Origin of the sequence: Alloalcanivorax sp. C16-2, from assembly GCF_046507615.1 — a bacterium.
Lineage (GTDB): Bacteria > Pseudomonadota > Gammaproteobacteria > Pseudomonadales > Alcanivoracaceae > Alloalcanivorax > Alloalcanivorax marinus_A.
This window is the reverse complement of record NZ_JBKFTL010000004.1, coordinates 173464-188804: the sequence shown is the minus strand read 5'-3', so window position 1 is coordinate 188804 and position 15341 is coordinate 173464. Positions and strand designations below refer to the sequence as shown.

General features: G+C 66.9%; 4 protein-coding genes. 2 read left to right on the top strand and 2 right to left on the bottom strand.

The features are described 5' to 3' along the window. Positions 1–2 precede the first annotated feature (2 nt). On the bottom strand, positions 3–623 hold the full coding sequence (locus tag ACLD02_RS16130; RefSeq protein ID WP_203105932.1) for an STN domain-containing protein: 621 nt from the start codon (positions 621–623) through the stop codon (positions 3–5). Between the two features lie 324 nt (positions 624–947). On the opposite strand from ACLD02_RS16130, the gene ACLD02_RS16125 reads away from it, so the two are divergent. After that, on the top strand, positions 948–13094 hold the full coding sequence (locus ACLD02_RS16125; RefSeq protein ID WP_410299151.1) for a filamentous haemagglutinin family protein: 12147 nt from the start codon (positions 948–950) through the stop codon (positions 13092–13094). A gap of 66 nt (positions 13095–13160) precedes the next feature. Then, positions 13161–13943 (top strand): helix-turn-helix transcriptional regulator, encoded by a 783-nt coding sequence (locus tag ACLD02_RS16120; protein ID WP_410299150.1) that lies wholly within the window; start codon positions 13161–13163, stop codon positions 13941–13943. 53 nt (positions 13944–13996) lie between these two features. Here the strand turns inward: ACLD02_RS16120 and ACLD02_RS16115 are convergent, their stop codons facing one another. Beyond that, the gene (locus tag ACLD02_RS16115) at positions 13997–15313 is read right to left on the bottom strand and encodes a PstS family phosphate ABC transporter substrate-binding protein (protein WP_410299149.1); all 1317 of its coding nucleotides are present in this window, start codon (positions 15311–15313) and stop codon (positions 13997–13999) included. Between the last annotated feature and the right edge of the window lie 28 nt (positions 15314–15341).

Genomic DNA, 15341 nt, shown 5'->3' with positions numbered 1-15341 from the left:
GGTCAGCCCTCCCGCTGGCCGGCGCAGGGCGCGGCCTCGTCGGAGGGCGTGATCAGCACCGTCACCGGGTTGGGCTGGCCGGCGGGCGGCGGCGCCAACTGGCTGCTCAGCAGGCCGTCGCGGATGGTGTCGCCCCAGCGCGGCGCGTCCTCGGAATCGAGCACATGGACTTTTTCCACCCGGCCCCGGGGGGAAATCCACAGCTGCACCGCCACCCGCACGCGGCCAAGCTGGTCGCCGAGCCGGTCGCACAGCCGTTCGCTGAAGTGCCGCCGCAGTGCGGTGGCATAGGCGGGTGCCACTCGCGCCGGGGCAGGGGGGGCGTCGCCGTTCTCGCCGCCGTTGTCCTGGCGCACCAGGGTCAGGGCGGATTCGCCGATGCGCCGGGCCCGCAGACCGGTTCCGGCGAGCAGCCCGCTCAGCGCCGCCATGGCGGTGAAGTGGCCGCGCACGGCGCCGGATTGTTTGTCGCGGGTAAGATCACTGGTTACCAAAATCGACACCCCCGTTTGTTCGCTGAATCGCTCAAGCGCGCGGGACAAGGGCTGCGCCGGCAGGTCGAAGTCTTGCTCGCCGGTGTCGCCGAACGCCGCCATCCCCAAACACAGAAACCCCACCGCCATCAGCCGGCCCACACGGCGGGCTGCAACCCAACAACGTTTATCGGCGGCTCTGGCCACGGCCCAAAAGTCTTTTCATTAATCGGGAAGCACAACTGATATGAATGCGCAATTTCGCATTATGGCCGTCTTTTGTGGCGGAAATATTTCACGGCGAAAGAAAAAGTGCCCGGGCCGGCGGGGTGGCACGGCGCGGCCACGCCGGTTTTATGAATTTTCCATGAAATCGGTTCAATCGGCGGCTTCCCGGAACGTCTATGCCAAGTAACCCGGCGACCATTGAAACAACGCCGGTGCATTTCCCGTCCGCGTTGAGAGAGTCAATCCATGAAGCTGAAGCATGCCGCCCCGTCGACGTCGCCGGCGAACCGTTCCAGCGCCGCCCCCTTCGCCGTTAAACCCCTGGCCCGTGCCGTGGCCGTGGTGCTGGCGATGGGCTCCGTCACCCTGGCGGAAGCCGGCCCGCGGGTGATGGGCTCCGACTGGATGGCCGCCAAGGCGGCGGCGCGAGCCTCGGCGCAGGCCGCCGCCACCGCCGGCGGTCGACACAGCGGCGGGGTGCGGACCCTGGCGGAACAACGCGCGGCGCAGAAGCTCAAGCATTCCCTGGACAACCTGCGGCGCACCGCCAATACCCTGGCCGCGCAACGGGCCGCCCAGGAGGCCGCCCGGGAAGCGGCCCGGCAGGCCGCCTCGGGGATTCCCGATGGCCTTGCCGACGGCGGCCTCAAGGTGGACACCAATCCAGGCACCGCCGGCTGGCACAACGCGGACGCGCCCACCCAGGTGAGCAGCGACGGCCACACCACGGTGACGGTGAAGCAGACCGGCGACAAGGCGATCCTCAACTGGGAGACCTTCAACGTCAGCCGCGACACCACCGTGGACTTCCAGCAGCAGTCCAACTGGGCGGCCTTGAACCGGGTCAATGATCCCCAGGCCCGGCCCAGCCAGATCCAGGGGCGCATTCAGGGCGAAGGCACGGTGATGATCGCCAACCGCAACGGCGTGGTGTTCAGCGGCACCAGCCAGGTCAACGCGCGCAACCTGGTGGCCGCCGCCGCCGACATCAGCGACGAACAATTCCGCGAACGGGGTATCTACTTCGATGAGGAGGGCACCCAGCCGGTGTTCACCGATGCCGCCGGCGACATCGACATCCAGGCGGGCGCGCGCATCACCACGCGGGCGCCGGGCACCAGCACCCAGGGCGGCGGTTACGCCATGTTCCTGGGGCGCAGCGTCAACAACGGCGGTGAGATCGTCACCGACCGGGGCCAGACTACCCTGGCCGCCGGTGACGACTTCTATATCCGCAAGGGGCAGGGCACCGAACAGAACACCGCCTCCACCACCCGGGGCAACGAAGTGGCCACCTCCCTGGATATCGGCAGCGACGCCGGGCAGGTCACCAACGAAGGCCTGATCCTGTCCCCGGAGGGTGACATCACCCTCACCGGTCACGACGTGCGCCAGCAAGGGGTGGCCGTGGCGACCACCAGCGTGGACGCCCGCGGCACGGTGCACCTGCTCAATGCCGCCAGCGACGCCGAAGGCAGCGTCACCCTGGGCGCGGACAGCGTCACAGCCGTGCTCATCGACGAGGACAGCGGCACCGCCACGGACAGCCGCCGCCAGCAGCTTATCGAGGAATCCGCGGACCAGGACCTGCTCCGCGACGAGATGACCGACGGCCATTTCGACAACCTGGCGGATCTGCCGGACCGTCGTGACCAGTCCCGGGTGGAGATCGTCTCCGGCGGCGACGTGATCTTCGAGAAGGACTCCCTCACCCAGGCCACCGGCGGCCAGATCGCCGTGGCCGCCGAGGATCGGGTGCGCCTGGAAACCGGTGCCGAAGTGGATGTCTCTGGTGCCGTGGGCGTACGCGTGGCCATGGAAGCCAACAACGTCCTGGTGAACGTGCAAAGCAACGAACTGCGCGACTCGCCCATCAACCGGGACGACGACGGCCTCAAGAACGAGGACATCTGGATCGACCGCCGCGAACTGATCCTGGTACCCGCCGGCACCGGTGGCTATGAAGAAGACCGCTGGTACACCGCCGGCGGCCTGCTGGAAGTGAGCGGCTACCTGGACACCCGCGAACACTCCGCCCGGGAATGGGCCGCCGCCGGTGGCACCGTGCGCCTGCACGGCGACGCCGTGATCAGCCAGAGCGGCTCCAGCGTCAACCTGTCCGGCGGCACCCTCAACGTGGCCGGCGGCTATGTGCGCCAGACCTGGCTGATGGGCGCCGACGGTCGCGTCTACAACGCCGCCAACGCCCCCGGTTATATGCGCTACACCGGGGTCTACCGGGGCTACCAGCGCCACAGCGAACGCTGGGGCCAGACCGACGGCTACTACAACCCGGCGGTGGTCCGCGAACAACGGGTGGAAAACGGCTACGTCACCGGCCGCGACGCCGGCCAGCTCATCGTCAGCGCGCCCACCGCCGTTCTTGACGGCGATATCGACGCCAGCGTCTACAACGGCGAACGCCAGGACCGCGCCCGCGACGCCGGCCTGGACGGCTACCAGCAAGCCCAGAACAGCGTCGCCCTCGGCGGCCGCCTGCTGCTCGGCCGCTACGGCGTGCAGGGACTCGCCGGCGGCTTCGAATCCGACGTGCGCATCGGCGACTTCGACGCCATCGCCGACCAGCTCGACCGGGACGCGGAACTCGGCGAGCGCTTGAACACCGTCTGGCTGGATGCCGAACACCTCAACCAGCAGGGTCTGGGCGGCGTGGACCTGGTGTCGGCCGGCGCCATCCGTGTGGACAACGACCTGGCCGTCACCCCGGGCGGCTACGTCCGCCTGGCCTCCGGCCAGGTGGACGTGGATGGCACCGTTACCGCGCGTGGCGGTGACATTACGCTGACCAATATTATCGAGGCGTACAACAACACCGGTTCCCTGGTGCGTACCGCCCTGGAAGGCGCGGACGGCGAAACCCGGATGCGCCTGGGCGCTGAAGGCTTCCTGGATGCCCGGGGCCTGTGGAGCAATCAGCGCCGTGAACCATTCCGGGCTTCCCTGGCGCACCGCGATGGCGGTCGCGTCCAGGTCCTGTCCAGCCAGGATGTCACCCTGGAGTTGGGCAGCCGCATCGATGTTTCCTCCGGCGGCGCCGTGGACGCCGACGGCGAACTGATGGGCGGCCGTGGCGGCGACATCACCCTGAGCGCCGCCACCACCGTCAATGAAAACAGCGGCACGCCGCGGAGCGGTGTGCTGACCCTGGATGGAGATCTGCTTGGTTTCGGCGTGGACGGCGGCGGCACGCTCACGCTACGCACCGGGGAAGCGGTGGTGGTGGGCGGCGATGCCTTCGAAACCAGAGGGCTGCTCGCCGCCGGTGAAAAGGCACCGGTGGACCTGACCTTGCTGGAGGAAGTGGTCATCGCCGCCGGCCAGACCCTGCCGTTCGACTATCAGTACGAACGCACCGTCGCCGTGCCCGGCGAGGCGCTCGGTAACAGCGCCATCACCATCAGCCCCACCAATACGCTGACCCTGGCGGCGGACTGGACCATACCCGAGTCAGCCACCGGCACCTTCCGGGTGCTGGTCGGCGGGACGGTTTATGGTTCCAATCAGACGGTGCCGGCCGGATCGGTGATCACCAATGTGGTGGGCGCCTCCATCGGCACCTTGCCTGCCGATTACATCGTGCCCGCCGATGCCTTCCCCAACGGCATTCCGGTGCAGCCCAGCCAGCAAACGCTGCCGGCGGGTATGCCGCTGCCCAACGATGTGGTCTTCGCCGCCGGTGAAACCCTGGCCGCGGGCAGCGTGCTGAGTCGCGATGTGCGGGTGAAGCCGGTGCTGCAACTGGCCGCCGAGGATTTTCAGCGCGGCTTTTCTCATTATGACGTCAACGGCCATAAAGGGGTGGCCGTTTCCGAAGGGGCGAGCATCGACGTGACCATGCCGGTATACCGTTTCCGGATGGGAGCCAGCGGTGCGGCGACGCGCGAGGGAGCTCTGGAGAAATGGACGCCGCCTCTTTATCAGGTCCTTCCGGAGCGGGATGGACGCGTGGTCCGCCGGGGCGGGGCCAGCCTCACCCTGCGTTCCGAGGGCCAGGGCCGGCCCGGTGCCATTAGCGTGGGCAAAGATGCGGTTATCCAGGTGGACCCGGAGCAGTCCATTGTCCTGCGGGGTGGCCAGACCACCGTGGACGGTACCCTGAGGGCCCGGGCCGGGCGCATCGATATTCTCAATCCGTCCAGCGATGCTCAACTGCAGGCGGCGGCACCGGCTCGTTCCGTCTGGATTGGCGAGAACGCGCTGCTGGACGTCTCCGGGGTTGCTCACACCGGCACCGACCTGAGAGGCCGTCGCTATGGAGAGGTACTGAATGGCGGGCAGGTGACCCTGGGCAGCAACCTGCCTGAGGAAAAGGTGGAGGGCCTTTATCCGGTCAACAATCAGTTCATCATTGTCCGGGATGGCGCGGTCATCGACGTGTCCGGCGCGCAGGCGGACCTGGATCTGGGCCTCGAAGGACCCACCACGGTATCCGGCGACGCCGGTGGCCTGGCGATGCGTTCCAATGCTGGGATCTACTTCGATGGTGAGCTGCGTGCCGAAAGCGGCGGTGATGGCGCCGCCGGTGGCCGCCTGGATGTGATGCTGGAAACCATCGGGTTGCCGGTGAACATCGGTGACGAACGCCAAACCGAGTTGCGTACCATCGTGGTTGGCGAGGGCATTGAGTCCGGTCTGCCCTCGGACCTGACCGCCGGCAAGGACGATTCCGCCCTGCGTTTCGGCCAGGCCCGGTTCGACAGCGAGGACATCGAGGCCTGGGGGATTGATAGTCTGTCGCTGTGGGCCCAAGACGCGATCCTGTTCGAGGGCGACACCGGCCTCGACCTGGGGGGCAAGATTGAATTGTCCGCCGCCGTGATCGGAGCCGCCCCGGAAACCCGGGATATCCAGGTGGCGCTGGCCGCGCCCTACGTCAGGCTGGCCGGTCGTACCGAGCTGCCGACGGTCCCCGGCAGCAGCAACCAGCAAGGCACCGGTCCGTTCTTCGAGTTCGAGAATGGCCATATCTCACCGAATTCCACCCATGAGAGCAGCCGCTTTTCGGTGAGCGCGGACCTGATCGATCTGGGCCAGGGGGCGGTGGCTTTCGGCGGGCATGGTACCCGGGGGCTGCTCGGCGGCGGTGAGGCGGAGGTGGATTTGCCGGGCTTCGCGCGGGTGACCCTGGACAGCCGGGGCGATATCCGGATGGACAACGCCGTGCTGACCGCGCAGCACGAGCTGGAGGTGATCGCCGAGCGCCTCTATCCAGTTACCCACAGTACCAATAATGCCCTGCGAGTCGGTGATATCAATCCGGACATCGAAAACGCCGGCGACGCCGTGCTCAGTATCCGGCGGCGAGGGGAGGGGACCCCGGATCTGCCACCTTCGGTATTCGGTGCGCTGTATTTACTGGCACCGAACATCGAACAGAACGGCGCGGTGATGGCGCCGTTGGGGTTGATCTCGGTGGGGAAGGACGTCGTGAACACCGCTTTCGGAAGCGGGGCCAACCCGCCCTATGACGTCCGTAATGTGCAGGTGGATGTGGCGCTAGGGGCAAACAGCATCACCTCGATCAGTGCCGATGGTCTGATCCTGCCCTACGGGTACACCACCGACGGCATCAACTACTACTACGATGGCGAAAAGGTTGAGTTTGACGAACCGATATCCGACGCCGCCCAGAGGCAGCGTACCGGCGGTGGCATCGTCTTCGATGTCGCCACTTTCCTCGCCCGGGAAGGCGCGGTGGTGGACACCTCCGCCGGCGGCGTGCTCCAGGGCATCGGATTCCGGTCCGGCCAGCGGGGCTCAGTGAATATTCTTGATACCGCCCTGGCCAATGCGGCGCCCTGGCACGCTGGCGACAGTGATGCCGAAGTGTATGCCATCGTCCCGGGCCACTACGGCGATGTGGCGCCGATCGACCCGGCCCTGGCCGGGCCCGCCCGGGTGGGTGAGCGGATAACCATCGGCGCCGGCGTGCCTGGCCTGCCAGCGGGCACCTATACCCTGTTGCCCGCCGAATACGCCCTGATGCCCGGTGGGTACCGGGTGGAACTCGGGGCTTCCGAGCGTTTCGACCGGGGTGTTCGAAGCAGCGCGCCCGGGCTGTACGATGCCAGCGTTTATCTGGGGGTGGCGCATACCGGGCTGCTGGCCCGGCAGCCGCGCCGGGCCTCGATCATGTCCGGCGCCCAGGTACGCCGCTACGGCGACTTTGATGAGACCACGCTGACGCAATGGGTGCTGAACCGTCAGGCGGAGTTCGGTGCCGCGCGGGCGCCGTATCTGATTCCCGAGGACATGCGCAGCCTGACCTTCGATTTCGGTGGCGCGCGGGACGATGGGGAACAGGTCTTTCGTTTCGACGGGGAGCTGCGCAACCGGCAGGTCGAGGGCGGCGCCGGCGGCATGGTGGCGTTTACCGGCAAACCGCTGGAGGTGGTGGCCGAGAAAGGGCAGGGCGCGGGGGACCGCATCACCCTGGTGGACGACGACATCAACGCCCTGGGCGCCACTATTCTCGGTCTGGGGGTGAGCGCGCCGTCATTCGACGGCAGACTGGATTCCTACCGGGTGTCCACGGTGGTGCGTTCCGGCGCCACCCTGCGCGCGGGGACCGTGGTGCTGGGCGGGCAGGTCAACGGTGCCGATGACGTGGTGGTGGAATCCGGCGCCACCATCGACACCCGGGGCTTCGAGGCGGCGGGCTGGACCGCGGCCAACGGTATTGTTCTGGCTCCGGCCGAGGATCAGGCCCTGCTGGTGGTCGGCAATGATCTGATGACCTTCGGCGGCGCCAGCGGCGACGGCCGCCTGCGGGTCGAGGACGGCGCGGCGCTGTTCGGGGAAGGCTCGGTGGCGCTGCTGGCATCCGGCGGCGCGGAAATCGGTGATATTTCCCTGGGCGCCCGGGACCTGTTGCTGGGTGTGGAAGACATCAACGTGGGCACCGACGCGGCGCTCGCGCAGGCTGCTTCCGACGGTGTGCTGTCCTCCGGTTGGCGGCTGACTCAAAGTGTGCTTGATGGTCTGCTGCGCCCGGCCGACGGGCCCGGCATCGAAAGCCTGAGCTTCCAGGCCTCCAATTCCATTAACTTCATCGGGCCGGTCAGTCTGGATACCTTCGACCCGGGCACCGGCGAATCCAGCGCGGATCTGCGCTTTATCACACCGGCCATCTACGGCCTGGGTGGAGACGGGGACACCGCCACCATTCGCACCGAACGGTTCACCTGGAGCGGGCTGGGTTATATGGAAGGCGCCGATCCGGTGGCGGCGCAGCCGGGCCCGGTAATCGACGGCGGTGCCGGCACCGGCACGGGGGCCTTCCAGGTGGACGCCGATGAAGTGCTGTTCGGATTCAACGGGCCTCTCACCGATGAATCGACCAACCTGACCCTTGAGCGATGGATGCTGGGCTTCGCGGACGTGACCTTCAATGCCTCGGATCGCATCAGCAGTGAACGGGCCAGCCAGCTCTCGGTGTACCAGCGGACGATCGGCGACGGTGACTATCAGGGCGGTAACCTGACGCTGAACGCGCCGGTGCTCACCGGCCAGGCACGCTCGGACATGACCTTCCGCGCTGGCGGTGATTTGACGGTGGCCAGACCGGAGGGCGCCGAACCGGTGGACCGGAGCGGCCTGGACCTGGGCGGGCGGCTCACCCTGGACGGCAACCGGGTGCGCATCGACGGCACCGTGGCGGCGCCCAGCGGGCATATTGAAATCCGCGCCGAGGAAGATGTGGAACTGGCGGCGGGCAGCGTCCTGGACGTGGCCGGCCGGGAAGTGACCTTCTTCGATGTGACCCGCCACAGCTTCGGCGGTGATGTGGTGCTGGAAAGTCGCCAGGGCGATGTGCGCCAGGCCGCCGGCGCGACCCTGGACGTGTCCGCCCGGGGCAGCGACGCCGGCACCGTCAAGGCCACCGCCGCCAACGGGCAGGTGGCTCTGGAAGGTGACCTGATCGCCCGCGCCGGGGATCAGCCGGACAACGGCTTCGAGGGCGGCTCGATTCAGGTGGAGGGCCTGACCATCCTCGATTTCGTCGGCCTTAACCTGCGGCTCGGCGGCGGCGGCTTCGATTACCGCCGGGACTTTACCCTGGGTAGCGGTGACCTGGTCATCGGCGATGAACTGCGGGCGCGTCATCTGTCCGTGACCGCCGATGGCGGCAGCCTCACCGTGGCCGGCACGGTTTGCGCCGGCGGCGACCACGCCGGCAGCCTGCGGCTGGCCGCCCGTGACGATCTGACCATCGAGAGCGGCGCGGTGCTCGACGCCAGCGGCGACACGCTCAAGCGCGACAGCCACGGCGGCGCCATCGAGGGCAGCAACCGGGCCACCCTGGACCTCACCACCCGGGATGGCCGCCTGGTGCTGGCGGACGGCGCCACCCTGGACGTGAGCGCCGGCGGCGAGGCTCGTGGCGTGATCAACCTGAATGCCCCCCGTCTGGGCGGCAGCCAGGGCGACGACGTGGCGGTGGACGCCGGCGGCCCGCTCACCGTGCGCGGTGCCAAGCGACTGGCGGTGAACGGTTTCTGGACCTACGACGATGCCCCGGTGGACGCCGAGGACGACACCACTCAGGTGGTCGACGAAGCCTATATGGACGGCATTCACCAGGACAGCCAGGTCTTCGTCAACGGCGCGCTGGCCAATGCCGACCTGATGGCACGGTTGGCCGGCCTGCGCGACGCCACCGAGACCTTCCAGTTGCGCCCCGGCGTGGAGATCGTCTCCGCCACCGAGGGCGGTAACCTGCGCGTGGAAGGGGATCTGGACCTGGCGAACTACCGCTACGGTCCGGATGTGGACCTGGCGGTAAGAGGTTCCGGCACCGCCGGCGTGTTCAACCTGCGGGCCGGCGGCGATCTCACCGTGAACGGCAATATCAGCGACGGCTTCGGCGTGCCGCTGACCAGCCCGGACAGTGAGTATTTCCTGGATTTCGAGCTCGAGCCCGGAACAGTGAATAACTCCAACATTCTGCTCAGAGACCTGGTGCTGCGGGAGCCCCTGGCGCTCACGGCGGGGTGGGATATCGCCGATCCGGAGGGAGCGCTGCCCTTCGACGTGATGCCCAGTACTTTGGGTATCAGGCCAGGGGCGTCCGTGGCCCGCGAAGTCGTCATTATTAGCCAGACGCTGATTATCGGCCCCCTGACTGCCGACATCACCTTGCCGACGGCGGTCAGGGACCCGCAAACCGGTGTGGTTTATGGGCCCGGCGTGGTACCGGCGGGCACGAATCTGATACTTTTCGCACCCGCCGGCACGCGATTCGGTGCCGGATTCGTATTCACCAGGGGAGGGCGCATTGAGCCCACGCTACTGCCCGCCGGCACCGACCTCACGCCCTACGACGTCATCGTTGATGTTGCCCAGAGAGGACGGATTGAGTTGCCGGCGGGCGTCACTCTGCCCAAGGGGTTCCAGCTGTCTTCATTGGAAAGCTCGACACCGGTGCGGCAGGACATACCCGCCCTGGCACCCGTCCTGGACCGGGGCCAGGAGTCCTGGGATATCCGCATGGTGGCGGGCGCCGATCTGGCCTCCGCCAGCCGGCGCGCGGTGCGTGCCGGCGCCCTGGCCGGAGATCTGGTACTAGATAATCCCGATGCACCTCTGGTACTCCGGGGCATCACCAACGATGAGCGGCCAGTCACCAGTGTGATTCGCACCGGCCAGGGGGACCTGGAACTGCTTGCCGCCCGGGATTACCGGCATGACTCCGCCTATGGTGTCTACACCGCCGGCAATGCGCTGCCGTCCGGGGAGGTGCCCGACGTGGCCCGCCCGGACGGGGGAGAGCTGGGAGCGAGCTATGCCGAATATCAGGATTCCGAGGCGGTTACCGATGTGCAGGCCGGTTTCCTGACCGGTGGTGGCGAGGTGTTGGTACAGGCCGGTCGTAACCTCCATGGCTATACCAGCGGCGATTTGAGTGGCGATCTGCCAGCGTCGGACTGGCTTTGGACTCAGGGCGCCTCCGCCGACGGCGCCTTGGACGCCTGGTGGATTCATCCGGGCACCTATAGCAAAAACAGTACCTCCAGGGCCAAATTCTCCACGTTCCAGGGCATCGGGGCCTTGGGTGGCGGCAATCTGTCGGTGTCCGCCGGCGAGCAGCTTGGCACCTACGCCTTTATTGGTGCCGACGCCACACCGGTGGGGGCTCTGAACCTGGTGGTGGGCGCCAGCGGTTGGCGTGACGCGGACGGTACCGTCCGGCAAACCGGGGGTGGCGAGCTTCGCGTCAGCGCCGGGGCGATCAATCCTTTGCGGGACGGTACGAGAAGTAACGTGGCCAATCTGCGTGGTGATATCCGGGTGCGGGCCGGCGCCATCGGGCAGACCTGGCAGACGTTTCAGGTGCCAGGCAGCAACTCTGATCCTCGGCCGGACGATCTGATCACCAGGGCCCGTGTTAACGCCTACGGCCTTCTTTCAGTGACACAGGGTGATGGCGCGGCTCGTCTGTTGAGCGTGGGGGACGCGGTATTCCGGACCCTGGACCCGACCGCCGGTCTGCCGGGCGCCGGGCTATGGACCGACCGGACAAAAACCTCGGTTTTCGCGGCGGGCGGGGACATAACGTTAAGCACGACGGGTATCGAGGCTCCCTCCACTCTCAGTCTGGTGGCGTCCGAAGGCTCTATTTACGGGACGAGTAACTCGGGGGATAGCATTCAAGTGCGTCCTTCATTGGATGGGGGGGTGGAGGTGCTCGCCGCGGATTCCATTTACCGCTTAGGTTTGGGGGTCGAGGCGCATGAAGATGCCGACGGCGTTTCTGGTTTGGCGCCGACCCGCTTCTACGCGGTAGACGGCGATATCTACAACCTGGGCTATGGAACCTTGCCGTCCACAGGAAGCTCGGGGCTGCTGGGCCGGCCGGCTTGGATTCGTGCCGGTCGCGATATCGTGGGTTTGGGCCAGACCATTGATTCTGCTTTCAATGGGCAACACCGTCGCGCCGTGGCTTTCGGGCACAACGCCGATACGGATGTCTCCTTGATCGAGGCCGGTCGGGATTTGATTTACGTTGATGCCGCTGCCGTGGGCCCCGGCACCCTGGAAGTGACCGCCGGCCGTAACTTCTACCAGGCGGATCGGGGCTGGGTGCGCAGCATGGCGGGCCTTTCCGGCGATATCGGCAGCGGCGCGGACATTGCCATCAACGTGGGCATGGGCGCGGACGGCCCGGATTATCAGGCGCTGATCGGCGCCTACCTGAACCCGGCCAACCTGGCCGATCCGGGCCGGCCGTTGGCGGACCAGCCGGACAAGGTGGTCAAGGTCTATGACCAGGAGCTGAGCTCTTGGCTGGAAGACCGATACGGTGATGCCGCCCTGGAAGGTACCACCGCGCTGGCGTATTTCGAGGCGCTGTCGCCGGAACAGCAACGCATCTTCCTGCGCGAGCTCTACTATGCGGAACTGCGCGCCGGCGGTCGGGAATACAACGATGCTGATGGTGACCGCAGCGGCAGCTACCTGCGCGGCCGTCGTGTTATCTCTACCTTCCTGCCCAAGGTGGACAGCGAGGCGGGCACCTCCGGCTACCAAGGTGATTACACCATGTTCTCCACCGGTGAATATTCCGGCCTGGTGCGCACCGAGGGTGGCGGCGATATCCAAATGCTGGTGCCCGGCGGCGATCTGATCGTGGGCGTGGACGGCGTGCGCCCGGAGGGCGGCGACAACGGCATCCTTACCCAGGGCCGGGGCGATATTCAGCTCTACAGCCAGGGCGATATCGCCCTGGGGCTGTCGCGCATCTTCACCACCTACGGCGGCGACATCTTCGCCTGGTCCGCCGCCGGCGACATCAACGCCGGCCGTGGCGCCAAAACCACCCTGGTGTACACGCCGCCGCGCCGGGTCTACGACGGCCTGGGCAATGTGAGCCTGTCGCCGGTGGCGCCGACCACCGGTGCCGGTATCGCCACGCTGGCCCCCATCCCGGAAGTGCCGCCCGGCGATATCGACCTGATCGCGCCGCTTGGGGTGATCGACGCCGGCGAGGCGGGTATTCGGGTATCCGGCAATGTGAACATCGCCGCCCTGCAAGTGGTCAATGCGGAAAACATCCAGGTGCAAGGCGAGTCCAGTGGCCTGCCGGCGGTGGCGCGGGTCAATGTGGGGGCCCTCACCAACGCCACCAACGCCGCCAACAGCGCGGTGCAGGCGGCGGAGCAGGTGAGCCGTGGCAACCGCGGCGACCGGCCCTCGGTGATCACCGTGGAGATCCTCGGCTACGGCGAGGAGCGGCTGGTGCCTGAACAGGATCGCAGCGCCGGTGCCACGGACTACCGGCCCGATGGCGCGGTGCGGGTGCTGGGCGCCGGCGCCCTGGACGAACGGCAAAGCGCCGAACTCACCGAGGCGGAGCGCCGCAGCATGTTGTAACTGCGAATACGCCGTCCCGCGCAGGGGTGCGTTTTATTAACGATAAGAAAGGAAGGGGGAACACGGATGTTCTACGAACAGGATACCGCCGGCCAGATACTGTCCCTGGCCCGGATCACCACTCCGGGCCGGTTGCGGGCCGGTTTAAGCTATCTGATGGAAGCGCACGGCTTCCGACATTACGTGTTCACCTGGCGGGGGCAGTCGCTGGGGGGCGCGGGTCTGTTCACGCTGCATAACCTCTCCCTGAACCCGATCTCACCAGACTGGCCGGTGGACAACGACCCGCTGGCCCGGTACGCCACCCAAGGGGCGCTGCCGATCGATTGGCGGGCGTTGATGATGCGCGCGGATTTCCAGGAACGGGCCTATCGGGTCACCATGCGTCGCCGTGCCGCCCTTGGGCTACGGGCGGGCTGCACGGTGCCGCTTTTGAATGGTCCCGGTGAACTGGCCTGGCTGGATCTGGCGATGGACCGTGATGACGACCAGGCCTGGCTGCATATCCGGACTTACCTGCCCTGCGCCACCTTGCTCGGCCGGGTGTTGCTGGAGCGGGTCGGGCGTTTTCTTGCCGATGCCGCCGAGCCCGACGAGCGCCCCGAGGAACCGCTCAGTGATCGTGAACGGGCCTGTTTGCGCGGTGCCAGTGAGGGGTTTTGCAACGCCGAGATCGGCGCGGCGCTTGGTATCAGTGAACGCACCGTGTCCAGCCATATCCAGCGGGCCTGCCACAAGCTGCGTGCCCGTAATCGCCAGCATGCCATCACCAAGGCCCTGCTTTCTTATCAGCTGTACGACCGCTTCTTCCTGCCGACGCCGACGACCGTCCCCGAACAAACCGCATAAAAAAAGGGCGCCGGGTGGGCGCCCTCCGCACTGGCGTGCGTTTGATGGGTCGATCAGTTGATGCAGGTGCCGGCCAGTTGATCCATGGCGTTGGCGGTGCCCAGGCGGACATAGCCGGTGGGCAGGGAGCCCGAGCCATTTACCACTTCACGGGCCAGGGCACGCAGGGCCTGCGGATCGGCGTTGTTCGCCGTGTAGCCGAGCAGGTTGGTGACCGCGGCGATCGGGTAGCCCTGGTTGAGCTGGGCGGCCGGGTCGATGACGTTGACGCAGCCGTCAGGAGTGTTGGGGTTGCTGACCGGGATGTCGGAGACGGGTTGGGTTTGCGGAAGACCGGTGTTCGGGTCCACATCGCCCAGAACGGTGTCGGCCAGCAGGTCGCCGGTGCCGTAGTTCACGGACGTGACGGTGGCCGGGTCGGTGCTGTTCACGTCGGCGTAGTCCTGGCCGGCGTCCAATACGTTGGCCAGGTTGGCGAAGCCGATGGACCAGGAATTGGCGCCGACGCCGGCAACCACACCGGCGTTGCCGGACTCTTCGCTGTAGTTGGCGTACAGGCTGGCGGGATTGGCCGGGGAAATGGCGGCGGTGAAGCTCTCGGAGGTTTTGAAGAAGTTGGATGCCAGGCCGAAGTTGCCGTTACAGGTGGCCGCCAGGTACTGGGTGAAGGCGAACACCGTGCCGCTGGTGTCCTGACGCACGATCACGTGGATGGGCTGGGTCGGCAGACTGCTGTCCACGTCGTTCCAGGTCTGGGAAATGCCGGAGAAGATCTCGCACACCTGCTGGTTGGACAGATCCGGGCGGGAGCTGCCGATCAGGTTCACGGGCAGAGCGATCAGAGCACCCAGGGCCGGCATCTGGAAGATGCCGTCGCCGGCGGTGTTGGGGCCGTTGACGAAGTCATCCACGTTGTCGGCGGTCAGCGGAGCGTCGGAGCCGATAAAGTCCGGGCGGCTCTGGCCGGCGGGAGCGCTGAAGCCCACCGGGCTGGCGCTGTAGTCACGGCAGTCGCCGTCGGCGCTGAAGCCGCTGACACCCACCAGAACCCGTTTGCCGGTGCCGCTGCCGGTCTGGCAGTAGCTGGCGGTGTGGGACGGGTTGGCGCTCTGGAAAGCGGCGAAGATGGAGCCGGAGGTCACGCCGACTTGCTGGTACGGAGTGAACGTCGGATCAAAGCCCGCGAAAAGGCCGGTGCGTAGTTCGTCGGTGGAAAGACGGGACTCCGGGTTGGTGGTGGTGAAGCCGTCGCCGATGTAGGCGAGTGCCGGCAGAGAGGCGCCGCCGCCGACCAGATCGGTGGCGGAAGCGGCCAGCGGTGCGCTGATGATGGCGGCGGCCAGGGCCGCCTTCTTGATGATGGTCTTCATGAGTCATTCCCTCGATATTGGGTGCGAT